The 25,975-nt window shown below is 34.1% G+C and carries 29 protein-coding genes and 1 pseudogene; 8 read left to right on the forward strand and 22 right to left on the reverse strand.

Translation table 11 applies throughout. From position 1 onward, the window contains the following. The first annotated feature begins 35 nt into the window (after positions 1–35). Genes CBM15_RS09725 through CBM15_RS09735 form a run of 3 tightly spaced genes read left to right on the forward strand, consistent with a single transcriptional unit; the run spans position 36 to position 2,873 of the window. A complete protein-coding gene (locus tag CBM15_RS09725; protein WP_087617332.1) occupies positions 36–1,037 on the forward strand; it encodes a FecCD family ABC transporter permease in 1,002 nt (333 codons plus the stop codon). Then, entirely contained in the window at positions 1,034–2,083 is a 1,050-nt protein-coding gene (locus tag CBM15_RS09730; RefSeq protein WP_239534661.1) for a FecCD family ABC transporter permease, read from the forward strand. Before CBM15_RS09725 ends, CBM15_RS09730 begins: the two co-directional genes overlap by 4 nt. 10 nt (positions 2,084–2,093) lie before the next feature. Beyond that, a complete protein-coding gene (locus CBM15_RS09735; protein ID WP_087617333.1) occupies positions 2,094–2,873 on the forward strand; it encodes an ABC transporter ATP-binding protein in 780 nt (259 codons plus the stop codon). Between the two features lie 257 nt (positions 2,874–3,130). Here CBM15_RS09735 and CBM15_RS09740 read toward each other — a convergent pair whose 3' ends face one another. The 3 genes from CBM15_RS09740 to CBM15_RS09750 form a co-directional block, all read right to left on the reverse strand. Continuing rightward, on the reverse strand, positions 3,131–3,718 hold the full coding sequence (locus CBM15_RS09740; protein ID WP_087617334.1) for a hypothetical protein: 588 nt from the start codon (positions 3,716–3,718) through the stop codon (positions 3,131–3,133). 85 nt (positions 3,719–3,803) lie between these two features. After that, on the reverse strand, positions 3,804–4,226 hold the full coding sequence (locus tag CBM15_RS09745) for an RND transporter (protein ID WP_087617391.1): 423 nt from the start codon (positions 4,224–4,226) through the stop codon (positions 3,804–3,806). Between the two features lie 86 nt (positions 4,227–4,312). After that, the gene (locus CBM15_RS09750; RefSeq protein WP_087617335.1) at positions 4,313–4,519 is read right to left on the reverse strand and encodes a hypothetical protein; all 207 of its coding nucleotides are present in this window, start codon (positions 4,517–4,519) and stop codon (positions 4,313–4,315) included. A 178-nt stretch (positions 4,520–4,697) separates the two neighbouring features. On the opposite strand from CBM15_RS09750, the gene CBM15_RS09755 reads away from it, so the two are divergent. Then, entirely contained in the window at positions 4,698–5,186 is a 489-nt protein-coding gene (locus CBM15_RS09755; RefSeq protein WP_087617336.1) for an NUDIX hydrolase, read from the forward strand. Positions 5,187–5,568: 382 nt separating this feature from the next. On the opposite strand, the gene CBM15_RS09760 is transcribed toward CBM15_RS09755, so the two are convergent. From CBM15_RS09760 to CBM15_RS09835, 17 genes and pseudogenes are all read right to left on the reverse strand, one after another. After that, positions 5,569–5,997 carry an NUDIX hydrolase gene (locus tag CBM15_RS09760; RefSeq protein WP_087617337.1) on the reverse strand — a complete coding sequence of 143 codons (429 nt, stop codon included), beginning with the start codon at positions 5,995–5,997 and terminating at the stop codon, positions 5,569–5,571. Positions 5,998–6,291: 294 nt separating this feature from the next. Beyond that, positions 6,292–6,837, reverse strand: coding sequence for a hypothetical protein (locus CBM15_RS09765; protein ID WP_087617338.1), 546 nt, complete (start codon positions 6,835–6,837; stop codon positions 6,292–6,294). A gap of 249 nt (positions 6,838–7,086) precedes the next feature. Continuing rightward, positions 7,087–8,271: an FtsW/RodA/SpoVE family cell cycle protein gene (locus CBM15_RS09770; RefSeq protein ID WP_087617339.1), complete on the reverse strand. Its 1,185-nt coding sequence runs from the start codon at positions 8,269–8,271 to the stop codon at positions 7,087–7,089. Between the two features lie 281 nt (positions 8,272–8,552). Further along, positions 8,553–9,056: a GNAT family N-acetyltransferase gene (locus tag CBM15_RS09775; protein ID WP_087617340.1), complete on the reverse strand. Its 504-nt coding sequence runs from the start codon at positions 9,054–9,056 to the stop codon at positions 8,553–8,555. Positions 9,057–9,174: 118 nt separating this feature from the next. Further along, positions 9,175–9,477: a hypothetical protein gene (locus CBM15_RS09780; RefSeq protein ID WP_087617341.1), complete on the reverse strand. Its 303-nt coding sequence runs from the start codon at positions 9,475–9,477 to the stop codon at positions 9,175–9,177. A 324-nt stretch (positions 9,478–9,801) separates the two neighbouring features. Then, positions 9,802–10,653 carry an alpha/beta fold hydrolase gene (locus tag CBM15_RS09785; RefSeq protein ID WP_087617342.1) on the reverse strand — a complete coding sequence of 284 codons (852 nt, stop codon included), beginning with the start codon at positions 10,651–10,653 and terminating at the stop codon, positions 9,802–9,804. Between the two features lie 124 nt (positions 10,654–10,777). Then, the gene (locus CBM15_RS09790; protein ID WP_420820148.1) at positions 10,778–11,302 is read right to left on the reverse strand and encodes a GNAT family N-acetyltransferase; all 525 of its coding nucleotides are present in this window, start codon (positions 11,300–11,302) and stop codon (positions 10,778–10,780) included. A gap of 68 nt (positions 11,303–11,370) precedes the next feature. Continuing rightward, positions 11,371–11,524 (reverse strand): annotated as a pseudogene (locus CBM15_RS19695) (protein kinase); the annotation flags it as partial. Between the two features lie 44 nt (positions 11,525–11,568). Further along, positions 11,569–12,354, reverse strand: a complete 786-nt coding sequence (locus tag CBM15_RS09795) for a GNAT family N-acetyltransferase (protein WP_087617344.1) — start codon at positions 12,352–12,354, stop codon at positions 11,569–11,571. A gap of 195 nt (positions 12,355–12,549) precedes the next feature. After that, a complete protein-coding gene (locus CBM15_RS09800) occupies positions 12,550–12,759 on the reverse strand; it encodes a hypothetical protein (protein ID WP_087617345.1) in 210 nt (69 codons plus the stop codon). Between the two features lie 13 nt (positions 12,760–12,772). After that, positions 12,773–13,252 carry a YjdJ family protein gene (locus tag CBM15_RS09805; RefSeq protein WP_087617346.1) on the reverse strand — a complete coding sequence of 160 codons (480 nt, stop codon included), beginning with the start codon at positions 13,250–13,252 and terminating at the stop codon, positions 12,773–12,775. Between the two features lie 42 nt (positions 13,253–13,294). Next, the gene (locus tag CBM15_RS09810) at positions 13,295–13,660 is read right to left on the reverse strand and encodes a topoisomerase (protein ID WP_087617347.1); all 366 of its coding nucleotides are present in this window, start codon (positions 13,658–13,660) and stop codon (positions 13,295–13,297) included. A 202-nt stretch (positions 13,661–13,862) separates the two neighbouring features. Next, the gene (locus tag CBM15_RS09815) at positions 13,863–14,642 is read right to left on the reverse strand and encodes an alpha/beta fold hydrolase (RefSeq protein WP_087617348.1); all 780 of its coding nucleotides are present in this window, start codon (positions 14,640–14,642) and stop codon (positions 13,863–13,865) included. Positions 14,643–14,900: 258 nt separating this feature from the next. After that, positions 14,901–17,480: an AAA family ATPase gene (locus CBM15_RS09820; protein ID WP_087617349.1), complete on the reverse strand. Its 2,580-nt coding sequence runs from the start codon at positions 17,478–17,480 to the stop codon at positions 14,901–14,903. Further along, a complete protein-coding gene (locus CBM15_RS09825; protein ID WP_087617350.1) occupies positions 17,470–18,759 on the reverse strand; it encodes a methyltransferase domain-containing protein in 1,290 nt (429 codons plus the stop codon). The genes CBM15_RS09820 and CBM15_RS09825 overlap by 11 nt, the downstream gene beginning before the upstream one ends. 190 nt (positions 18,760–18,949) lie before the next feature. Further along, positions 18,950–19,171, reverse strand: coding sequence for a GNAT family N-acetyltransferase (locus CBM15_RS09830; RefSeq protein ID WP_239835834.1), 222 nt, complete (start codon positions 19,169–19,171; stop codon positions 18,950–18,952). Between the two features lie 267 nt (positions 19,172–19,438). Further along, positions 19,439–19,873, reverse strand: a complete 435-nt coding sequence (locus CBM15_RS09835; protein WP_193433785.1) for a GNAT family N-acetyltransferase — start codon at positions 19,871–19,873, stop codon at positions 19,439–19,441. A gap of 599 nt (positions 19,874–20,472) precedes the next feature. Here CBM15_RS09835 and CBM15_RS09840 point away from each other — a divergent pair. Together CBM15_RS09840 and CBM15_RS09845 are read left to right on the forward strand one after the other, a co-directional pair. Further along, complete coding sequence (locus CBM15_RS09840) at positions 20,473–21,057, forward strand: Crp/Fnr family transcriptional regulator (RefSeq protein ID WP_087617352.1); 585 nt, start codon at positions 20,473–20,475, stop codon at positions 21,055–21,057. A gap of 208 nt (positions 21,058–21,265) precedes the next feature. Continuing rightward, positions 21,266–22,234 (forward strand): NAD(P)-dependent alcohol dehydrogenase, encoded by a 969-nt coding sequence (locus CBM15_RS09845; protein ID WP_087617353.1) that lies wholly within the window; start codon positions 21,266–21,268, stop codon positions 22,232–22,234. 204 nt (positions 22,235–22,438) lie between these two features. Here CBM15_RS09845 and CBM15_RS09850 read toward each other — a convergent pair whose 3' ends face one another. Further along, positions 22,439–23,014, reverse strand: coding sequence for a hypothetical protein (locus tag CBM15_RS09850; protein WP_087617354.1), 576 nt, complete (start codon positions 23,012–23,014; stop codon positions 22,439–22,441). A gap of 306 nt (positions 23,015–23,320) precedes the next feature. Here CBM15_RS09850 and CBM15_RS09855 point away from each other — a divergent pair, with 306 nt between their 5' ends. Further along, positions 23,321–23,860 (forward strand): sigma-70 family RNA polymerase sigma factor, encoded by a 540-nt coding sequence (locus CBM15_RS09855; RefSeq protein ID WP_087617392.1) that lies wholly within the window; start codon positions 23,321–23,323, stop codon positions 23,858–23,860. Then, positions 23,853–25,409: a hypothetical protein gene (locus CBM15_RS09860; RefSeq protein ID WP_087617355.1), complete on the forward strand. Its 1,557-nt coding sequence runs from the start codon at positions 23,853–23,855 to the stop codon at positions 25,407–25,409. The genes CBM15_RS09855 and CBM15_RS09860 overlap by 8 nt, the downstream gene beginning before the upstream one ends. A 78-nt stretch (positions 25,410–25,487) precedes the next feature. Here the strand turns inward: CBM15_RS09860 and CBM15_RS09865 are convergent, their stop codons facing one another. Continuing rightward, positions 25,488–25,910, reverse strand: a complete 423-nt coding sequence (locus tag CBM15_RS09865) for a PhoU family transcriptional regulator (RefSeq protein ID WP_087617356.1) — start codon at positions 25,908–25,910, stop codon at positions 25,488–25,490. Between the last annotated feature and the right edge of the window lie 65 nt (positions 25,911–25,975).

Raw genomic sequence — 25,975 nt, forward strand, 5'->3', positions numbered from 1 at the left:
TTTTTTAAATATTCATTCTAATCAAAGGAATTCATATGATGAAAAGTAACTTATCGAAAGTAATTCTATTATTATTTGGTTTTATTATGATGATAATAGGGATCGTGCTAAGTATTACATATGGCTATGCTAATACTAATCTACATACAACTTGGGAGGCATTTTTTCATTTTAACAAAAGTAATGAACATATCATTATTCTTAAGCATCGTTTACCTAGGGCGCTTATTGCCACTTTTGTTGGAGCTTCCCTTGCAATAGCAGGCGCTTTACTTCAAACAATGACAAGAAATCCTTTAGCTTCTCCAGGTATATTAGGAATAAATGCTGGTGCCGGCTTATTTGTAGTACTTGCTATAAGTATTTTACAAATGACAAGTCTCTTTAGTTTTACATTAGTCGCATTTTTAGGTGCGGCTATTTCGGCCCTTAGTATTTTAGCGATTAGTTCTATTGGTCATGGAGAAATGATGCCTATGAACTTGACTTTAGCCGGGACTGCTCTAGGTGCGTTGTTTTATTCCATCACTCAAGGCTTGTTAGCGATCAATGAAGCACAGCTCGATCAGGTATTATTTTGGCTTGCGGGATCTGTACAAGGAAGGGATCTCCAAATGCTATGGGTAGTACTGCCTTTTTTTGCTATAGGCTGGCTTATTACTGCGATTATGGCGAAACAATTGAATTTGTTGTCTTTAGGTGAGGATGTCGCAAAAGGGCTAGGATTGAATGTTCTAAGAACCAAGTTATTAATTGTACTCATTGTTGTGCTACTAGCTGGAGGATCAGTTGCAATCGCTGGACCAATAAGCTTTATCGGTTTGATCATTCCGCATATTGCACGCAAAATAATTGGTACGGAACATCAATGGTATATTCCGTTAGCTGCACTTCTTGGAGCGATATTATTACTATTTGCAGATTTAGGTGCACGCTATATCATCATGCCACAAGAAGTACCCGTGGGCGTCATGACTGCCATAATTGGTACGCCAATCTTTGTATATATAGCTAGAAAGGGATTTAATAAAGGATGAAAAAGTTAATAAACTTACAATCAAATTATTTTTCACAATTAGTAGATTTAAGCGCTGTAAAAAAGCTATTCATATTACTGCTTATAGTTGTTTTAACGTTTATTTTGAGTTTATCGATTGGTGATTCCTTTATTGCTCCGCTTAAAGTTATTTCGATACTCTTTGGTAATGGTTCCGCATTTGACACACTAATCGTTCAAGAATTTCGAATGCCACGAATTTTTATCTCATTATTTGCTGGTATGGGTTTAGCAATTTCAGGTGCAATTTTACAAGGAATTATACGTAACCCTTTAGCTTCACCAGATGTAATCGGTATTTCAACTGGTGCAGGCACAGCCGTTGTTGCGTTTTTGGCAATATTTAGCGATGCTAACTCTTCACTAACTGTTAGTATTGAATGGATGCCGTTTGCAGCATTTATCGGTGCTTTAGCTACGGCACTACTCGTCTACAGTTTAGCTTGGAAAAATGGCGTCTCTGCTACACGACTCGTAATGATCGGCGTTGGTATTGCTTCATTTATGCAGGCAGTCACAACCGTATTGATGCTCGTTGGCCCGATTTATCAGGCAAGCAAAGCAAATGTATGGATTACCGGAAGTGTGAATAGTGCGACATGGCAACAAGTGAAAATTATTATTCCCGTAGTCACTTGCTTATTCATCATTACCTTGCTCGTTACTCGTTATTTAAATTTACAGCAATTTGGTGATGATGTGGCAACTAGCCTAGGACAGCATGTTCAAAAGACGAGACTGGCATTGTTACTTTTATGTACCGCTCTTGTAGGGAGTGCCGTCTCATTTGCGGGTACAATTGGGTTTGTAGGATTAATGGCTCCACATATTGCTCGAAAATTAGTCGGATCATCCTTTGGTTCGCTAATTCCTGCTTCAGCTTGTATCGGTGGAATTTTAGTTGTACTTGCTGATACGATCGGACGGAGCTTATTCGGTTCTATTGTTGTTCCCGCAGGGGTATTTACTGCCGCAATAGGGGCACCTTACTTTATTTATTTGTTAATAAAAATGCAAAAAAGGTAGGCTGATAAGAATGATTGAAACAAAGCAGTTACAGTTAAATTACGGTGAAAAAATTATTATCGAGCCTTTAGATTTAGTTGTGCCTAAAGGAGAAATAACCGTATTAATAGGCGCAAATGGTTGCGGGAAATCTACACTTCTAAGATCCATTGCTCGATTATTGAAACCCCAAAGTGGATCTATCCTATTAAATAACGAGGATATTACGAAATTGTCCGCAAAAGATACTGCTAAGAGACTAGCCATTTTACCACAACAACCAATGGCACCAGAAGGTTTAACCGTCCTACAATTAGTGAAACAAGGACGATTTCCGTATCAAAATTGGCGCAAACAATGGTCTAATGAGGATCAACTCATTGTTGAACATGCGATTGCTGCCACAGGTTTAATAGAGTTTAAGGATATGGAAGTTGAAAATCTTTCAGGTGGACAAAGACAACGGGCATGGATTGCGATGACTTTGGCGCAACAAACAGATATTATTTTACTTGATGAACCAACAACCTATTTAGATGTCACACATCAAATTGAAGTATTAGATTTATTGTACAAGTTAAACCAAGAAAAAAATCGTACAATTGTAATGGTACTGCATGACATCAATTTGGCTTGCCGCTATGCTACCAATATTATCGCCCTTGTTAATAAAGGAATATATGCGCAAGGAAAGCCAAAGGATATTTTGTCAATAAAGCTCGTTCAAGATGTTTTCCAACTAAATTGTGAAATTATAGAAGATCCAATATACGGAACACCTATGTGTATTCCTTATGGAAATAAAAGATAGCCAAGGCATTGTCTTGGTTATTTTTGTTTACTCATATACTCATTTTCGTGAACGTTGTATTAAATAAATTTGGCCCTTAAAATGCAAAAAGAGCCTTTCCTTATTCAGGGAAAACGCCCGATTAATGAATATCATTTTTTTCTAAAGTGGAGAGGCTAACACTAACTTGGACTATAAAATAAGGGTTTGTAAACTTAGACTGTCAATCAAAGGACAATCCATTTACATACCTCATTTGTATTCCTTAATCACTCCCCCTATTTCCTCCCCCATTTATGCATAATAAGATTGGAGAGTGTAATTTCTATAATAGGATCTTCTGAAATATTTACATTTACCTCTGTATCATGCGGGATTAAATACAATCCAAAGGAATCGCCATCTTTATAATTTATTCCAGATGTACCAGACTCGTATATTTTAAAATTGCTGCCACGATAATTTGCCCTTGCAGTTGCTAAAAAATCGAAAGAAAACCCACCCTGTACCCGTTTATGTTCGATACCTGATACTAACGTTGCACCATGTAAATTATATTTGCCACTTGTTCGAAAAAACACTTCGTAATTTGCTTCATTTAGAGTAATTACATCAGATACGTAAATCTGATGTTCACCATCATCAAAAAGAACTTTTCCTTCGTTACTTTCAGGATCACTTAAATCAATCAAGACGGTATACGTACCATCGATGGGTTCGAGCTCAAGGTAGTAATCCTTTACGTTATTCGCAATATCACCCATTCCATAAAACCACAAGTTTATAGTACCTGTAATCCAAAGAAGGCATACAACAATTGGAAGGCCTATTAACATCGCTTTTAATAGTAATCGTTTTCGGTTCATGTCATCACCGCTTAAATTATTATATTAATGAAGAATAGCGCATGATGATTCAGGAGTCGTGATATCCGTATGACATAATTACAATTTAGGTCTGATTAGCTTTACGAATTTCAAGAAACTTGAAAACCAAGTAAAAAATGATCAATATTACGCCAACCATGAATGCGATAAGGAAGCCAAATGTCCCTACAAAACCGACCCATCCAATTGTAAATGTAAAGAAAAATAGTTGATAGCATAAACCAGCTATTATGATTGCAATAGGTACATTAAAGGGGAATAGTCGTTTCCAACCAAAACATAATAAGGAAGTTGACAGGAAAACTGTAATTAAAATAATTTTGTGTATTATGCCCCATCGGAATCCCGCACGAGACTGAGATTCTTCACCAAACGTAATCTGAGTATTTAAATCATACAGCGTCAATGCTGCTGTAGAAATACCTACCAATAAAATAATAGTGAATGTGACCCAGTTAATCGTTAAATAAACTTTTTTACTTTTCATTTTACCTCCTAATTTTTCACTTTTCTCCAAACGAAAAAAGCCGCTCACATAGCCTTGTTTGCTGCCTGATTGTTGAAGAATGTTTTTCAAATAATGACTGCATTTAATTCAAGATTTGACATAGCAAAAAAGCTGTTTAATCTTTTAACAATACTTTCACGGACTTCGACTTCCTTTTCAGCATTAATCGCTTCAGGATATGCAAAAACAATTCCCATCGTACCCTCATCTGGTGGATTTAACATAACCCCTTTGCCTGTAACAATAGCATTTGAATCCCCCTTATATAACAAAACATCCCCATCATCTTACCATTTTTACAACTATTAACCAACAACACCCTAATATGATCTTATAATATAAATTGATAACTTATAATTTTTCAAGATCTAAATTTAACAGGTAAAGAAAAATTAAAATATATATTGTATAATATTACCAAATATATTTTAGTAAAGGAGTCAATGTATCGTGGAGGAAACCAAAAATTATCACCGAGCCTTTGGCGTATATGGGATTTATTCAGAAAATGAAAAGCTATTAGTAATAAATAAAAATGGTGGGCCTTATAAAAACCGTTATGACCTCCCTGGTGGTAGCCTAGAATCTGGGGAAAGTTTATCAATTGCAATGAAAAGAGAATTTCTAGAAGAAACAGGCGTTGAAATTGAAATTCTAAAAAATATTGGTGTTATTGATTTTCAACTCCCTAACAATTGGAATGGGTTCACAGACTTACATCATATAGCTGTTTATTATTTAGTTAATAAAATAGGTGGAGAATTGAGTGAACCCCTACAATTTGATGGACAAGATTCACTTGGAGCTGTTTGGGTTTCAGAGCAAGATGTATCAGTAGATAACGCTTCACCTTTAGTCCTTAAAGCATTTGAATGGCTAAAAACAAACACACTAGGTATTGATACAGAATGTTATAAAGAATGGGAAGTTTATAAATAAAATATTTATTCTTAGTGAAATCAAGCGCTGATTCTTGTTACCGAATTACGCCCTGTATAGGTATCCCCTTCAAACAAAACTTAAGATTATCCTATTACTGATGTTAGTTAACTTTAAAATCTAAAGATTTTATGCAAGTCGCTGAAACGTTACTAAAGTAGCTTTTATACTTGCTGAGCGTATTCTTTAATTTGCATAAAAACTTTTATAGCAAATCTTTTATCGTTATAAATCTGTATCTTTTCTGTCACTTCCCAGGAAAAAATGTTGCTCCACAATATGGCATCTTGTTAGTAAGCCCCGGTACGTAACTTTCCACATATCCAAACAATATGCTTCTACGATTCTGTGATTCTGTGATTCTGTGATTCTGTGATTCTGTTTAAATCAAATCTAAAAGGCCTTCAGGAACAAGTCGCAATTCACCGTTTTGAAATTTACTTATAGGTATTCGCATAATTTTAAATATTTTCCCATCATCTTCTTTACCTTCACACAATTCCTCGGTATAAAAAGAGGTATCAACAAAGGCTGCATCATATACTTGTACAATCTCATGTCCTACTTCACCGCTAAAAGTAAAGATATTTTCAACAGTTCCCAAATATTTGAGATTAATAATATCAGCTTCAATTTCCTCTCTTACCTCTCTTATTAATGCTTCTGCACTTTTTTCTCCGTATTCAATTCCACCTCCAATAGGACGGTAATAATATTCATCTTTTACTGGATCATAGCCCTCTGCAACAAGGATAGATTCGTCATTTCGAAAAATACAGATAACCAGTGGTCGTATTATTCCTTTTTTCATTGAAATCCCCCGAATCATTAATCAATTACCTTTAGTGGTTTATATTCACTTACAAATATACCCTTCTTTTATTCCAGACATTTGATGAAAACCAAGCGCTTTTACTCCAGAATCGCGTCCGATTTGTTGAAGATTATTATTGAAATATAGCCCTTCAAGACCTTGTTTATTCGTATTGTTCATTTGCTATAAGTAGAACTTTAAAATAAGTTAAAAAGTTATCCGAAGTTGATAATTGTTAACATAGGTAGGATATTATTTATACAATTCTAGTACGTAACGGGGATAAAATAATTATATAGTGACCTCTTCAATTTTATTGAATATTTCAGAATATAACTTTTTCAATTCATTCGGTTCATTCAATTGGAAAAACCAAACACTTTCCTTTTCTGTCTCAATATCATATAAAAATATAGTTGAATGTGTCTGTTCAATACCATCCAAAGAATTTGGAATATTATTTAGAGAAACTTCATTTTCATTTAGATAGTTAACTTTGTTATTTACAAAGGGATAGTGTGCTTTACTAGAATTCCAAAATACAACCGGTATTTCTACATTATGATATGCCTCTGAATATTGATCTTGTGAAGCATCCACAAACATACTTGGGGTAATCATAATAGCATTAAATTCACTAGATAAAATGTTAACTTTATTATTTAACTCATCTAAAGAAAGGTGTTCGAATGTAATATTTTTATTTTGAATATCTGGAGTATCACCTATAATTGCAATTTTTAATTCTTGTCTTTCATAAGGTATTTCTAATGTTTGTATGTTTTTACATCCTGTAATGCAAATAAGTAAAACAAATGCAATAAGCCATTTCTTCATAGTTACTTTCTCCTTTTTAACAGAACTAATATTTCAAGAAATCTACTGTACATCAGAAATTTTAAAATTGTACGTATCTTTCCAGTTGTTCTATTTCCTATATTCATTTTAATATACAATTCCTTTTATTAACAGAACAACAAAAAGTTGTTCTACATTATGGCCCTTAGCTGAAGAAGGCGCAATTCCTTTTTCAAGAAATGCGCCAGATTGTGGAACAAATTAAGTTTAGTTACTTCAAATTAAAAATTAATCATCCTCATTAACATCAAACAAATAGGAACGATGATGATAATGCATACTAAAAATAAAGCCGAGCGCAAGTGCATTACCCATTAATGAACTTCCTCCATAACTAATAAACGGTAATGGAATACCTGTAATCGGTAATAATTGAATCGTCATACCTATATTTTCAAAGACATGGAATGTAATCATTGCGATAATCCCTGTGCAAATATATGTGCTGTATGGGTCTTTAATTTTCATTGCAATTTTAATCATTTGGTACATTAACAGAAAGTACATACAAATGACAAAGCTTGCGCCAATAAACCCCCACTCTTCACCAATAACTGTAAAAATGAAATCTGTATGATTTTCAACTACATATACTTCACGATTTAAATAACCTTTACCTAATATTTCACCTGATCCAATCGAATTCAGTGAGGAAATTAGTTGAAACCCTTCATCGGAAGCGTAGGTGTAAGGATCAAACCATGAAAATATACGACCCAATTTATATGGCTCAATCCCAAAATTATTCTTCAAAAAATCTTGCATATTAAATACCATCCATATAACAAAACTTCCTGCTGCTACTCCTATAGTTAATAATGGCGTTATTATCAACCATGAAATTCCGGAAACGAGTATTAGAGCAATCGTAATAGCGATGAAAACAAGTGCTGAACCTAAATCAGGTTGATTAAACACAAGTAAGAATGGCACAACCAGTAAGCCCAAAATTTTAATCAATAGATAAAAATCAGTTTTTAATGTATGTAAATAATGTTTTTCATTATGCGAACTGATTGTTTTGGCACAAGCCAATATGTAAAAAGTTTTCATGAATTCAGAAGGTTGAATATTTCCTAAAGGGGTATGATACCAACTTTTTGCTCCATTGATTATTTCTCCAATTTGTCCTTTTCCTTCTGGCATAAATATTAATAGGACGAGTAATAGAATACCAAAGCCATATAAATACCAAGTAATTTTTTTATATTGTTCAATATCGAAATACATGACACAGAGTATGATGAACCCTAAAATCCCATAATAAATTACTTGCCTGGGTATAAAATTGCTACCAGTATAACTGGTTGTTTGTGCAGAAGAAATAGCTAATAAACTAATACAAAAAAAGGTAAATAAAATAGCAACTAATATCCAATCAATTTTCTTTATGTTGTGGCTTTTTTCATTCACAAGTTTACGTTCCTTTCTGTCTTAATCTGTATTATACCTAACGAACAAGTTTTCAAGAAAGTTCCTAACGTTATTTAATTAACCCAAATATACCAAAATATAGTAAATAAAATAATAATACGATTAATCAACTTTTAATAGAAGGTTATTCAACAATATGGTCTATAACGGAAAAACGCGATCTCCTTATTGAAGAATCGCGCCCAATTGTTGCATAATATGTGTTTGTGTTTACATCTAAGCATCTGTAAAATTAATGTAACATCCCCTATGTAATTCTGTTAATTTTCCTTTAAATTTTTAACCGCCAACATCGAATTATCCTGAATGATGCCTGTATCTACAAAACCAAATGAAGTGTATAATGTTTTCGCTATGACATTATTTTTATGATAGAAGAGGGCAATATATTCTGCTTCACCATTAGGCATAGTTTCAATATCCAACAGCATTTTTTCAAAAGCCAGTTTACCAAAACCTTTTCCTTGGTGATTTTTATCAATCATATTATGCCAAATAAAATACGCCTTTTTGCCATAAAAAGCTTCACTTTCAAATGATTCATGATCCAACGTATCGTAGATATACATCAAAAACCCAACCATAGTATCATCAGCATAAATAGCAAGCGGGGTAGCTGGTATACCATCTGCGTTCAACATATGTGCGTCTGCAAAGCATCTGAGGTTGGTAGTTTCTAATATCAATTCTTTCTGTTTTTCTCCAACATCAAGTGCTGTTACTTCATCTATGTTATCCCCAGATATTTTTTGTAATTCAATCACTTTTATTTCCCCTCCCTAATATCCATTGAAATTTAACATATAAACCTGAAGGCGTAATTCCTTTTTCAAGAATTGCGCCCTATTGTTGAATAATGTATTGAAAAGTTGGGACAAACCTCTATTCACCAATATGCTTTACAACTTGCCATGTTTCATCGAGATTATCATTATCTGCTTTTTTCCATATTTGACCACTCATTGAATTATATAAATATAACCACCCATCAATAACTACTAACTCATAATTTTCAGATGTTCCATTTCCATTTCCATTTATTGAGTTAGCCATATGAAAATTCGCATTGGTAATATTATTCCCTGCATATTCTATACTATTTGATATATTAATTGAGCCAAAAATTAAAGTACCACCAATTATAATACTTGATAAAACGAGTGCTATACTGAGCTTTTTTCCCATTTGAATCTCCCCTTTAAAAGATTTTTCCTGTAAGCTTATTAAAATACTTTGTACGGTTTCAATACTATAAAATATATAGATGGTATAAAAGGTAAATATGTAATAAAAGTGAAACACTGTTATCCTAACTCATGATAGCGTTAACCCTTTCAACTTAATTTAAAGTGAGCTACTTTTTATCAAAAGGACCATACTCGAGTTAAATACTATATCAACTTATACTTGGACAGGCGATTACAGCAAAGTATTAATCGGCATATTTTTTGAACAATCTTGAAGATTATTTTTGCGTTAACTATAATTTGGTAACTTTTAGTTTATATACTAAACATGCTTAAGTGTCTTGGTTGTTTCTTTAACAAAATCTCTAAATGCTTTTTCTTCTTCAACAAATGGATTGTGATTAGATTGTTCGAAGATTGTTAGTTCAGACGTAGGAATGAGATCAGCAATCTCATAACTGTATTCAATTGGACATTGCGCGTCATATTTCCCGCCAAATACATAGGTATCTATATGAATTGTCGGTAACTCTTTACGTAAATCGAATGACTTTACTGCTACTTTTCTAAAGTACTCAAGCGCTCGACCAACAGTACGCCCACTATTCGGTATTGTCAGGGCATTTTTTAATTTTTCTTCACTAGTAAATGACATCATTGCCCATTCAAAATCTAATTCTTTTCGTATTACTTGTGGCGTGTTCGGATTATTTAAACTTTCCATGATTTCGATAATACGATTAAAATTTCTATTTTCAGTACAGTAAATACTATTTGGATGACTTGCGTATGCTTTACTTGCTGCACTGCAACCACAGATGCATTTTAATAGAGATGTTTGCTTTAATACGGCATATTTTAATGCAATCATGCCGCCAATTGAATGGCCTGCAAAAGCCCATTTGGGGAAATTTAATGCTTCACGAATGGCTTCTAAATCTAAAATAATTTCTTCTAAATCCATTTGTTCATCCGCTTCAATGGCATCTGAATTACCTGCGCCTCGGACATTAATTAAAAAGACTTGATAGTGCTCTGTAAAAGGATTAGCAAACCAATTTCCTTTTTCATTAAAAGCCATGGAAAAATGTGTAATAGCAAGTGGTTTACCGTTTCCCTTTACAAAATATTCGAAAGTTCCTCTTGGTGTTTCAATTAATTTTTGTTCCCACATCTTTTACACGTCCTCTTTGTAATATATTGTAATAATTCCAAATAACATATACTTATTTGAAGATCATTCAAAGAATTTGAGGTGCCTATTTAAAAATACAAAATTACAGCTTTAAAGTTGATATTTATTTGGCTATTTCTTTATACATGTTGATACCTGCAACATGGAATCCCAAATTATTATATAAATTTATTGCATGTTCATTGTTTCCGAAAACATGTAGTCTAAAAAAGGCGATTTTTCGATTTGCCAAATGGGATTCAAGTTCAATCATCACCTTTTTTCCAATTCCTTTAGAACGAAACTCTTCCTTGAGATAGATCTCATATAAAAAAGCACTCTTTTTTTCTTCTACTATCTTTACCCATACATAGCCTACGACTTTTTCATTTTCTATAATATTATAGAATTCATGACTTTTTGTGTTAAATCCATTTGGCAAATACCCTGTTATCGCTTTTTTCGCTCGAACAAAAGCGGTTTCATTTATTATTTCAAAAGTATTTTCTTCAAGTGTAAGAGCATACCTTTCCGTTTTATCTTTTACGTAGGTATCGTATTCATTTTCTATCATAGGTATTAATAGTATCACTGCTATAACCAGCTCCAATCTGAATTCACTTAATTTAAAACCATAAATACCAAACATTTCTAAAGTGTTATTTAGCTTTCTAATTGCCTCTAAGATTGCAAATGAACAAACAAAAATAACAATTTGTGCAACATCTCTAATCGTAGACTCTTCCTCAGGAATATATTTTAGAAAAGCATATTCTTCATTTTGAAACCAATCATTGATATATCTAGTCGGATTCATCTCTTCAAATGTTCTAGAGAGACGATGTAATTTACCTATTTGCCTACCTAATTCTGCAATATTCAATTAAATGGCCCGATTGTTGAGGTTTGGACTAATTAATTTTTGTAAACGAAAATTGAATATTCAACAGGTTCAACAAACCCTAGCTTCCCTGCTAAGTTTATAGAAGACTCATTTGTTACATCACAATCCCATTTAGGCACGATACTACTTTTCAAACAATACTCTATAAATGAAGTTGCGATTATATTTGCTAATCCTTTTCCTCTATAATCTTTGTGAGTAAAAATATCAATCTCTGCAAATTCTTGTGAAGAAAAAATTGAAGAACATTCACTAATTACTCTTTCATTATGTAGTATGCTGAATCCAAAACCATTTTTAAGAAAGTTTGAAGTGGAACCCCAATATTCATTATAGTAAGCCTCATTAAATTCCAAGCTATTCTTTATTATTTCTGCGTTTATTTTTTTTATAGAATATTCACTAGATTGTAATATTGTTTTGTCTATTTCCTTATCAAAATTATAATTAAAAGAAAATCTGCTCCTTGGTTTAATTTCCTCTTTTAACTGACTCATTATTGCACAATTCCATTTACTCGATGAAGAGAATAAAGTGAATCTTGACTTATTATTTTTCCTATACCTATATAGCTCAAAGAGGAAATTATTGAAATCTAAGTTATCTACCTCTCCCCCCACAAAATAAATACCTGATTTAGTCCCAATCAGAACTGAATTATGAGAACTAGAGTCAACATAAACTGTTCCTTGTATATAGCCATCTAAAACTGAATATACGAAAGTTGGACAAGTTATATTATTTTTGTTCAATGTTCTTTTTAAATTTTTAAATTCAATCTGATTAAGTGATATCATAAGAACACACCTTTCTATTGCATACCAACTAATGTAAATAACATATTAACCACAATTCAAAGCATGTCATCTATTTACTTATTAAAGCCCATAAATTGAGGAATGCGTATTCTTTATTAAAGAATCACGCCTAATTGAATATTGAGATAGGCTTACTCTTTCTCGCCATGAATTAAATTTAATTGTACGATTCAGTTATAGGATGATTTCATATATTTTTTGATATCCAAAAGGTAAAATTGAAACAATACAAATTCCTACTATTATAAAAGAAGTTGTTAAAATTCTATATTGTAAAATCGAAATATCTTTTCTTTTATAGGCTATATTTAATACTCTAATCATTGAAAAAACTGTCATAAAAATTATGAAAGCGGAAAAAACACTTGTTAGAATTACCGGCATTTTTTTAACCTCCTTAACTATTTAACTCACCTTTTGGCGTACTATGTAATTTATATAGTAATACTGCAACTGTTATAAAGAAAAATCCGCTAAATGAAGAAAACGAGAAAAAAATACTTCTTCCTAAAGTCGAGGAATTAAAAATCGATCTACTAAATATTAACAGTATTACACCTACTAATCCCCAGTAACCAATTCCCCATTTAGATTTACTTTTGATTAGATATAAGCCGGTTACACTTAGAATATAGAGGACACTTACGATCATAATTGTGGGGAAAAAGGGTTGAAATTTAGCTGCATAAACGAAATAATCGAGTTGGCTAATATCATGCCCATTTGTAATCTCTGTATTAAACAAATTGGTAAATGGCGTTGTGTGCTTCCATTCGAATGGTTTTTCTATAATTGCGCTTCCTTCATACCATGCAATAAAAGTTGATATTATGAAAGTTAATATCCCAACAATAATTTGCATTACATACTTAAACATCTCCACTCTCCTCTAACTTTTTTTGCGTCCATTAGGGATCTGTTAGTATTTCTCGATTTTAATAGTTATTTTTAATTCTTCACTTGTTGTTTCGGTTTCTGATTCAGAAATATTCTTAATCGAATCTTCAACTATTTGTTGAATCAACGTAGCTTCAATATTTGATTTCTTTGGAAAACTCACTGCAACGGTTGATTCGCCAGCTCCGCCATCTAACATTATTGCGAGTGCATCACTTTCAAGTTCTGTTAACTTTGTAATCGATCCTAATATTTCTGTTTGTAATTCAGCAAATAAGGCTTTATGAGAAACTGCTACTTCGTGCTCACTTTCTAATACCTCAACTTTATTACATCCACCTAACCAGATTGAACAAAATACAATACCTGAAATTATAGTTTTTTTCAATTTTCTGCACCCTTTCATACTGTTTCAAGAATTAATAGATATAGTTACTTAACGAACGCACTTGAAATAAGTTCCTCTTAAGGCTAAATATGTAGATGATAATACGGATAATTAATGTTAATATTTACATAAAAATTAAAGGAAACCTATTATATAAGGTTTCCTTTATGTACTAAGTCCAATTAGTAGAATAAACAATTTATTATTTTATTGTTACCACGCCTTGTGGTAGAGAAAAGTCCTGTATCCAATTTTCTATCATTTGGTTAAAGAAATTAGGATTCATCAATGATATTCCGTGACCAACATTAGGTATAATTATCCCGGTACAATTTGAATTACTTGCAACTATATCTCTTGCAGACTTTTTCATAATTGCTTTTTCTTTTTCACCCACAGTAACTAATATATTGCTTTCTGCATTATTAAAGCCGTTAGGAATTTTAAATGACATATTTTCTTCTAATATTCTTATAAGGGTAGCAGATTTCATTTGAGAACTTTCATCGTAATATGTTTCAAGGAATTCTTCATCAATATAAAGTGTTTTGGCTTGAAGTTTTGAAAAAGTTTTATTTTTAACTAATGGAAAAAATAGCTTTATAGATGGTTTTATCATTTTTCTAATAAATGAATTAGGCCTTACTAATGCGCTGTTTACGATTGCATAATTAATTAAATTTGAATTATTACTTAACATTTGAATAGTTACCTGTGCCCCTAATGAGAAGCCAATAACAATAATTTTTTTACCATCAGCTATCTTTTCTATTAACCTATTTACTTTTTCTGCACTTAATTGAATTGAAAAATTTTCGGTATTTCTACTTGCCCCTTGTTCTGGCAAATCTATTGTAATGCAATGATAATTACTGAAGTATTGAATTTGTTTATCCCACATCCAACTACTTACTCCACCACCGTGTAAAAATACCATTAATGGAGCGTTCTTATCCCCATACTCTCGATAACTTAAATCCAAACAATTCACCTCTTTCATATTAATTAATTCTGTTCCATAAATCTTTCAGAAATTCTTTAAAATGGTGTTTCGTGCTTGCAACTAAACTATCTAATGAAAATATGATTGTTACGGATGCTTAAAGGGCCTATAAAACCTATGCAAACTCTTCCTTGAAACGAGGTTCTCTCATTTTATTTATTAAAGAGGAAGAAGGGTCAACATAAACCATAAATAGAGCTGTTTCTTTTAGGTATGCGGTAATTTGTAAATATTATTTTATAATCGCGGATCGGTTGTATCGCTTTCTAATGCAAGCGTTGCAAGTGCACATTCATGTACACGATTGCTGCTTTCCAAACTTACAAAACGTGAAATTCCCTCTAAGCCTAACTTAAATTCCAATAAAGCGTTCTTCATTTTTCGAGAAGGGTTCCGCTGTTTTAACTTTTTCATAATTGCTTCATCTGTATAGTCCATGCCATATATGATGCGTAAATATTCCCGTCCGCGTACTTTAATTGCCGGCTGCAGTAATTTCCCTTTATGATAAGCGAGGAAATCGAATGGCTTAATAACAATGCCTTCATGACCATTTTCCGTCATGTCCTGCCACCAATTTATTACTTCCTGTTTATCCAGTTCGCTTTCGATTACACGATATTCTGTCGCTATAAATAACGAACTATTTTCAGCCAAATGCGCATTCATTTGCATATGCCAGCTATGAGACTGATGGAAGTTAGTTGATGAACTATGGGCAAGAATATGAAATGGTGCGATTTGTATACCGGATAGTTCATTTGTTGGCCAGCAATAGTTTTTGAATACCGCATCAAAGCGTGCAGCATTTTTATATTTATCTGTGTATTCCTCCAGCCAGCTTGTAACATCCACATGTTTAGTAGCCTTCAACTTTTCGATGAGTTTATAGCGATCCATTAATGCATTTTCAGCGACCGTTTCATATTGTTGATCGATTAAGCGGTGTGCTTTTAAATTCCATGGTAAAATTTCGGCGTCCATTAAGACGAAGCTTGTATTAAATCGCTCGAAGTAATTTTTAGCCATTAGCTCAGCATGGATTTTTCCCACCATCTGTTGCTGCTGTAATTTTTCAAAGAAGGCACGACCTGTACGTGTTGTAATGTAGCCTAAGCTGTCACTGTTAATGAGCTTCTTTGCAACTTCTCTATTTTTTGCAATAAAGATGACCGCACGGCTGCCCATATGCTTTTTCTCGGCAATCATTTTTTGAATACCGTTTTTCTTATAGTAATTAAACGCTTCTGCAGGGTGTTCCAAATAGTCCGGTAATGCAGCTGTTTGTGGTGTTGGACTCATTGTTGGCGGAATGTAGATAACCTGCTCCAAAGGCAATGTGTAGTGAGAGAATGTATCCATTGCTGCCATAGCATTTTCTTTCGGAATTGCTATTTGCTCCCCACTAGTTGTATGAACCGCATAGCCATTTAAAAATTGGGCCGCATTCGGTGGGCTGAATCGCTTATTTTCCGCCTCTAAAATAGGGTTGTCCTCTGTGCCGGCATAGTTTGCGAATGCTTTCACACTTCTTAATGTTTGCTCAGGATATTGAAATGCCGTAAGCTCCCCGCCAAATACAACTCCTTGGTCAATATTTATTGTTCGATTTGCTTTAAATGGCTGCACTTTCACATCATGCCCCCAAATAATCAGCTCGCTTGTTTTATGCTGCGAGAACCAATCACCGCGTACAGGCTTACTGGAGCTGTCCGTTTGCTGAATATCACCGTATCGACAAAAATCAGATATGCGTTTAGATTCCTTGCCGATGTAATGGTCCTTTATCCCTGCATGTGTAACTACAGCTTTTGTAATCTTATTTTTCGTTAAAATATAATGTGAAGGTGCCTTTAGAAGCATGCTTGCAAAACGTTCTTTTAGTGCCTCAGCAGCCTCTTCGCCATGCTCCTTTTCATACTCGGTAAATTCTTGCTGGACAAGCTCATCCCCGTGGTTGAGCGAAACGTTTTTTCCGTCTAACCAACGCGCTATTTTCCAGCCATGATTGCTGTCTGTCATAAAGCTTAATCCCGCTTCAATCTGATTCAACCAAAATTGCATCGTTTCAATTGATTTTGGTCCGCGGCTCATAATATCGCCTACAGAAATTAACCGTCGCCCAGCTGGGTGAATATATACATCGCCGCGCTGCTCATATCCAAGATCCTTCAAGAGCACAAGCATCTCATCATAGCAGCCATGAATATCCCCGATAATATCAAAACCACTTTCGATTTCTAAATAAAGCTTATTCGGTTCACGGACAATCTCGACACTTTCATCATCTACTTTATAAATTTTGGCAAATGGCTCTTTCTTTATTGCTTTTAACTCATATTTCAGCGTATTGAATTGCTGCAGCACGCGTTTACGACCTCGAGGATTACCGCGCAACACATCACGGGCCAACAGCTGCTCTTTTGGTATGTTTAAAATAAGAGCCAGAACGGGTACGTGGTTGCGCTTAGCTATTTCAAAATATTTGGCGCGTTCAAAAGCGCGTAAGTTTGTTGCATCAATAATTGATACTCTATTTAACTTCGCACGGGCTTCCACAATCGTATGAAGAGCGTGGAATGCCTGCTCTGAAATGCGCTGATACTCTTCGTAAATAATATCCTCGTCATTTTTTGATACTGACGAAAGGTCGATAAAATCGATATCCGCCACAAGCCGACGATAGTAGTCAGAGCTAATTATTTCGCTTTCGATGAGCTGATCCGAATCAACTAATGATCGCAGTAATGTGGTTTTCCCACTATTCGATGGCCCGATTAAAAGTACAATGGCCCCGTTTGGAAGTTTAAATTGCATGTGAATCTCTCCTTGTCATGATACACATTTGAGTGGGAGCACCGTATTGCTCATCTACTGAACCGATCCCTTCAAAATGTAGGTCATAGTTTGGCGCTACAGCTTTACACCACGCCTCGAACTGATTACGGTCCCATTCAAAGCGATGATCATCATGGCGCATTTCCGTAAGCTCGTAAACTGTATTATACTCCGCGTTTGGAGTCGTAATAATTAAGTGCTGAGGCATATAATTTTGCGTAATGAGCTGCATAATCTGAGGCAGTCTTTCCTCATCTATATGCTCAATCACCTCGCATAAAACAAATACATCCGCCCCTGCAAACTCTTGATCCTCATAATAAAGTGAGCCCCATTTTATAATAGGTGTCGTGGCAAACTGATGATCAGCAAACCGCTTTTCCATTTTAGCAAGTGCATGATTACTTGGATCTACACTATACAGTTTTGTAATCGAATCGATTTGCGCTAGAAGTATCGATAACTTCCCTTCTCCTGCCCCCATATCGATAACCGTTTTAGGTTTTAAAGCGGTAACTGTTCGGGCAATGGTCTCATAGCGACGCGTATTTAAAGATGGCTTGTCAACTTTTTGCTCATTCTCTTCATTTAATAAGAGTTGCTTAAAGCGCAATGCTTTTTTATAAATAAACTCACGCATTGGATGAGTCTCAAGCCAGCCCTCACCGTAGTTTTCCAATCGTTCACGCTCTGCTTCATCAATATAATAATGTTTATAGTCATCCATGACTGGGATTATAATAAAAATTTGTTGTAAGGCTTTCTTTAAACTGATGGTGTTGAAAAGCGTTAAGAAGCGTGCACGTCTAGCGTCCGCCATTGTATCAATTGTCACGTCATAGCCTAGCGGTTCCCATAAACCACGAATTTCCTCATCTGAAAGGCTCGATGAAATTGGGCCAAACTCAAATGTAAACGGAAAGTCCATCGCTGCATATTGTATATATTCTTCCTTAGGTTTTCCATTCAGCGCAGTACCTAAAGCCGAACGTATAAGCGATAAGAAAATGGTACTTACAGCAAATTCCCGGTCATTAATATAATGGGTAATATCATACGCTTCATTATCTTTTACAAGTGCCAACGAATCAGGTGTAACAAAGATGGAAGCGTATAATTCGTCATCTGTCATTTTATGATAAGCAAATCGAACCGCGTGCCCTTTTACTTTGCGCTCATATACGGTTGCCGGGTTTTTCGCCAGTAAATGCGATATTGCTCTTGCATGCGGATTTTTTGTGTAAATAGATAGTTGCATAAAGTTAATTTTCTCCTTTAAGGGATTATTACTAGTGTCTATTATAAATGAGTGGAAGCCGAAATGTTTGTAAATTTGCAGTTGGTGTTTCAGGCCTCCACTACAAAAAGAAAAAAGCCTGCATTTTCGTTATTTAGAATGAAATACTTTAATCAAACTATAAGTATAGGAGGATATACATGAGATATGTTCAGATATCTTCAAAAACATAGAGGGATAATACAGAAAGGAGCATAGGTGGGATTAAATCATATTCACAAAACAAGCTAATTACATCAATTTGAGATAGTTCTTCTAACAAAATTGACACAAGTTTCGTACCTGTACCTAATTTTTGAAATTCTTTATGTATTGCAACGTCTTCAATATAGGCTCTGAATTTACCGTCTGAAACAGCTCTTGCAAAACCTATAAGGACATCATTTTTCCAAGCACCAACCGGAACTTCTTTTTTTTAGCATTTTATCTATATCTTGTTCTTTTCTCTTCCCACCAACCTACATTGTGATAAAGATTCATAAGCTCCTTAACTTTTATTGGTCTTCTGATATAACTCCGAATCTCTACAGTCAAATTCTATTTCAATAATAATGAACGTTAATCCTTTTTGGATCAACGCCCCCAGTAGTTGAAAAATAACTCTAACTTTTTTTATCACTAAAATAACTGATTACATCATTTATTGGAATATCCATTCATATTGAATATCAGGTAAATTTTCTTCATTTTCATGACCTCTACCTATAACTTTAAATCCATGTTTTTCATAAAATCTTTGTGCCTTTTCATTTACTTCAAATGTGTACAATGTTAATCTTCCACTTGATTGCGCTTTAACTTTATCTAGTAATTTTTTACCTATTCCGATTCCTTGATAATCTACATGAATATATAGTTGGCTTATTTCCCGTTCATTATATGCAATCACTCCAACTACCTTTTCATCAATTAACGCTAAATCTATTTGAAACTGTTCAGGTAATATATGATTTAAAAAGTAAACGTGATTTTCAAAACTATGAATTTCTTTTTGACCAATAGCCTGTTCCTTACTATCCCGCCACATATCCACTGTTTGTTCAGCGTATTTGGAGTTATACTGAGTTATTTTCATTTTGTTTTGGTACACTACAATACCTCCCCAAGTTTTGTTTACTGCTCTATATGTTATTTTCTTGTTATATATTCGATGAATACTACCTATTGCAAGTGTTTTAACTTTTAAAAAGTTTCTTCTTATTCACCTTCAATAACCTGGTGTGTAAGTACAATAAAAGTTAAAAAAGAGCGTTAACTCCTCTTCAATCAACGTCCTCCGATAGCTCATTGAGGAATATCCACCATTAATTCAATTAAGTAATCATTTAAGTTCGCTAACATTGTCCTATCATAGTCATGAATTTTCTTAGTTAATTTTATTAGATTTCTAGATAGGAATTAGATTTCCCTTCTTCCACTAACCCGCCCCGGTAGTTTAAGTACAATTCTTCACAATCTTACTTCAATATTACTATAAGTATCCATTTTCTTTAAATCTGTTCTTCCACAATCTGGCCCTATAATTGAATAAAGCATATTCTTATTCAAGAAAAGCGCCCGATTGTTGAATGTTGAACCCGAAAAGAATAGCTTTTTCTTATGAAGGGGTAATGGATAAAAGTGTTGAATAGATTAAGATACATTTAATTGTTTCAATAGAAAGGGAGAGAATATATGATTGATATACTCAAAAAATATATGTCTGATTTTACTTCGATGAGCGAAGATGAACAGCGTGCAATTGCTGAAAGTTTACAGATTGGGAAATATAAAAAAGGAAAATACCTTCTTATGCAAGGAAATCTTTCAGATATTAAATGTTATTTCGTATTAATGGGGTGTGTAAGGCAGTTTTTTATAGATGAATCAGGTAAAGAGGTAACATCAAATTTTTTTACTGAAGAACAAGCTATACCAATAATCAACGAAAAGACTCAAGGAGAGCTGTCAAAGTATTCATTAGTCTGTGTTGAAGATAGTATATTAGTTGTTGGTGATGTTACTTCAGAAAGTACGATGTTTAACAAATACCCACAACTTGAAATGATGATACGAAAAATGATGGAAATAAACCTTGGTGAAATCCAAGATCAATTAGGTGAATTTATCAGCTCTTCTCCAGAAGAACGATACAAAACCATTTTAAGACAACGCCCTCAGTTAATTGAACGTGTACCACAACATCAATTAGCCAGTTATCTTGGAATTACACCTGAATCATTAAGTAGAATTAAACAGCGAATGAAAAACAGTTATTAAAAATGATATTCTCTTCCTTTCTTAATCATCTCATCTCTTTATTAGCAATAAATTACTGAAGACTATCTAGCCAACTAATATGAACCAAATCCCACCTATCCCTTGGAAAATTTATAAAATCCTTTGCAAATTAACTTAAGTCAATGAACGGTATTTACCCCTTTGTTATTATTTAGTTACCAAAAAGACGAATGTGGAGGGGATTTTTATGAAAGCGATCGTATGTAATAAATATGGTTCACCTGATGTCCTTGAATTAAAAGAGGTTGAAAAGCCTTACCCTACTGAGAATCAAGTATTGGTTAAGATTCATTCAGCATCCTTAAACTTTGGGAACTTAGTTCTTTTGAAAGGCAAACCCTTCTTAGCCCGATTTGCCTTCGGATTAACGAAACCAAAATACTCAATTCCAGGTGGTGACATAGCTGGTACAGTTAAAGCTGTAGGGAAAGAGGTTAGGCTATTCAAAGTAGGTGACGAAGTATTTGGAGACCTATCTGGTTGTGGATGGGGAGGTTTTGCTGAATATGTAGCCGTACCCGAAATTGCCCTAGCCTTTAAGCCAACTAATATCTCCTTTGAGGAAGCAGCTGCTGCACCTATGGCTGGTGTAACTGCCTTACAGGGACTACGTGATAAAGGTAAACTTAAATTGGGACATAAAGTATTAATCTATGGTGCCTCTGGTGGCGTTGGAACTTTTGCGGTACAAATTGCTAAAGCATTCGGTGCTGAAGTAACGGGTGTATGTAGTACAAGAAACGTAGAAATATTACGTTCGGTAGGAGCTGATCATATCATTGACTATTCAAAAGAGCATTTCATTCAACATCAGGGGTACTTTGATTTGGTCCTTGGCGTGAATGGTTCGAATTCCCTTTCAGATTATACACGAGTATTAAAAAAAGACGGGAATTTTGTTCACGTAGGAGGTTCCGAGTCTCAACTTTATCAAACATTATTTCTTGGTCCTTTTATTTCAATGGCTGGAAGCAAAAAATTAAGTAGCCTGTTGCAAAGAGCAAATCAAAAAGACTTAAATGATTTAAAAGAATTACTTGAGACTAATAAAGTAAAACCAATAATTGATAAGCGGTTTGATTTAGTTGAAATAGCTGAGGCATTCAAATATTTTCAGGAAGGTCATGCACAAGGTAAAGTGGTGATTACTATATAAGAGCATAATTACTTTGCCTTTTACTAACTCTAACCAAGCGATTTCTACACAGTGTGTCGTCTGTATGTAGGTTGCATTTCTGCTAGTGGGTTTATTTTATTGGCTCGATTCTATATGTGGAATCGAGCCTGCTTTATCTACTTATTATAGTCAGTTGTACATTTGTACACCTGAAAGCTAATTTCCCTTCTACACCCTCCTCCCTTAACAATCTTTTAAATCCGTCGTGAGCAATTTCATTTCATAGTCGATACTTGTCATTGTTTTAAGAGTACCATTTTTTCCATCAACAAATGGAAAAGCTGTTTTGTGAATAGCGTAATGCTTTAACTTTAAATAGGCGACCACTGGAAAATCTGAATCAACCCATATTGCCCGATAACCTACTAAGCCAAATTTTTGCATCAGACGGTCCAAACTTTCTACTACTGAATATACAAGTTCATCATAATTGCACGCAAATGCTGATGTAGTCTCTGGATCACCTTTTTCAGTATTGTCTACATACTGGTTGATTTTAAAGTGTAGGTTTTCTCCGTTACTTTTTATATCAAACGCTTTGATATGCCACTCTGTTAATCCTGGTTCTTGATACCAACTAAAATTCGTTTCATCGCCATAAAATTCTGTATTCATATCAGAATTCAACGACAATAAAGCATTTAACAAATCGCCTAAAGCATCAGAAAGATAACTCGCTCTAAATGTAAACGTTTCATTTGCTGTCTGTAGTTCGCATATCGCCCAACCTGTACCGATAATTTTATAATTAAATTTCAAGTTACTCACCTTTAGCATTTTTATTTTTTATATTGCCAATTTAACTACCTATTTTTATAATTCTTTCACATTATTTTTGATGAGATGAGTTACCTAATTTAATTTTATATAAAGCATATTATTCAAATTCCAAACTGAACTTTTAATAAGCGAAATTTCTCCCTCTATTTTAACGCGCTTCTGTATTCCGCCCCCTACCCTCAGAGAGGTCAATATGTTTTAATATTTCACAACAGTAATTTTTTTACAACCAAATTAGATTTGCTACGTCTAATAATTGAAAGGGTGAGGAGGATGCTTGAACGAGTGCTAGAACAAGTAGAAGTAAGTGAGTTAAATAAAGAGGAGAGAATTGAATGGTTGATGAATGAATACGGCCAAAATATAGCTCGTTTAGCATTTACTTATACTAAGCAGAAGCAACTATCAGAAGATATTGCGCAAGAAGTATTTATTAAGTGCTACGAGAACTTAGACAACTTTAGGAATGAATCTACCTATAAAACATGGTTATACCGTATTACGGTGAACCTATGTAAAGATAAGTTAAGGAGCTGGTCTATTAAAAATATCGTACTTACTGAATTTTTCACAAAAATAAAGAGTACAAATAAATCACCTGAAATGGAATTAGTCGGTCTAGAGGAAAGGCGATTAGTTGCAGAAAAAATACTTTCCTTACCCGTGAAGTATCGAGAAGTAATTATTTTATATTACTATGAAGAAATGTCATATAACCAAATATCAGATTTATTAAATTTGAGTATACAAACGATAAAGTCTCGATTACATAGGGCGCGCCTCTTGTTAAAAAAGTTACTAGAAGGGAGCATCAAACATGGATGACATGTTTAAACAAATCGTAGAGACTATGAACAAAACTGTGTTAAAGGACATTCACTTCGATGCGAAACAGAAAGAAAACGTAAGGCAGGTTATATACAAAAGAAAAAAGAAGCGCCATATCAAGCCAACGTTGAATTATCTATTACTAATAGCTGTAGCGTGTCTGTTTTTTATAGGCACAAGCTATTATGTTACTACGGAAATGGAAATTTTCTCACGTGAGGAGCAGACGGCAGGTTTAAATACCAACAAGGGAGATGTTCCACCTGGCCCCAAAGTTGAAACCAACATCTATACACCTCCTGCCCAAGAGGAATCATACGAAGAGATGACAAAAGAAGATGTGGTTAGCAAGCTCTTAAATACGGTGGATTATTTTTACACAGCAACCGGAAAATTCGAAGATTATTCAATATATTATGACGACTCAGATAGTAAGTCAGTGACTGAGTATAAACTAAGTATAAAAAATGTAATTGGTGGCTATCAGAAAAGTACCTCTCAATTTGACGAAAAGTTAATGGGGTATGGGGAAATGATAAACGAAATTATTTATAATGAAGAAAAGGTCTGGCTTAAAGAAAGTGTAAATAAAACATATCTAGTTCATGACTATCAATCAACACCCACACGAGACCCGATAACGCCTGAGGAAGCGTTTAATTTAGAATTGAAAGACATTTATTCAGATATGGCCCCATTTAGAGAAAGACCGGAAATTTCCGCTGGCGGCATGTCTTTGTTTCCCTATGAAATCACAGCTAGTTACTTAAGAAATACAGAGCTTTGGGAGATAGAAAAACAAAATGAAGAATTGTTAGGTCATAATACCATTGTTTTATATGGAAAAATGGATGAACAAGTAATAAATAGATTCAAAATGAAAGAAACTACCGATACGTTTCGCTTTTGGGTAGATAAAGATACTGGAATCTTAGTTAAATATGAAACGTATGATACGGACGGTCAACTTACTAGTTATCTCCATCCAGAAAGTTTGGAAGTGAATATACCCATTGAACCACAAGATTTTGTACCAAGCTTGGATGGATATAAACCTTTTGTTCCACACGGAAAAAAGCCCGAGCTTGATTCAAGAGAAGAAGAAATAGAAACTGTAGATTCTGCAGACACCAATAAAGAAGATACGGAGGCTATAGTAGATTTAATGCGAAAGGACTTGCCTTTCCTGTATGAATTCACGCATCCCGATCTTGAAATATCTTCAGCTTACTATATGGAATTTGAAGAAAAATTCAGCCACGCTTACCTTACGTATATTCCCAAAAATGAAGCGGGAATAGTATACGTAACCGCTTATCACCAGGATTCCTTTATGCGTCCTTCGAATAATTTCGATGTGATTACAGGAAAACAACTTGAACTGTTCACGTTAAACGGCATTGAATGGAAAAGCTATGAATTAAAAGATGTTTTAGGCGCCAAGTTTATAGGCATGAAAGATGATTATATATATGAGGTCGTGAGTCAAAAAATATCCCTCGAAGAAATGAAGGCTTTATTAGAATCTTTTCATCCAGTAAATTAGGGATGAGTAATAGCCATATAAAAAGAAGTAAAAGCGCTCAGAAAAAATTTGAGCGCTTTTATGCGTATTTCATCATCGCTACATTTTTTTATCTTGTCTCGTTCCATCTGGATTTACTTGATACTGCCAAAGTTCCCCATCTTCCCCTCTGTAAATGTACAGATACATAAATACTTCATCCTCAACAAAATTTATATATAACTGATAATCCACATTTCCTTCTCTAATTGCATCAAAGGGGACTCTTTGTATACTTTTTTCATACTCGAAATCGTTGTTCACTTTATCGTAAACCCATACTTCATTGGTCTCGAATTCGCCTTCTCCAGCGAAATATTCTGTTCCGAATATTTCTTCTACTTCATCTTTAGTTTGACCTATTTTTGCATTTGCTTCTATAAACTCTTTATCTAATATGGGACTCGAATCTGATTCACTATATACATCTGAACAACCAACTAATAAAAAACTTAATAATACAGTCAGTAGTATCCTTTTCATGCTATTCCCCCATTGTTTGATTGCTACGTGTAAATTTTATTTCAGAACACTTTCAAACTCTGCAA

Source organism: Solibacillus kalamii, assembly GCF_002174535.1.
Taxonomy (GTDB): domain Bacteria; phylum Bacillota; class Bacilli; order Bacillales_A; family Planococcaceae; genus Solibacillus; species Solibacillus silvestris.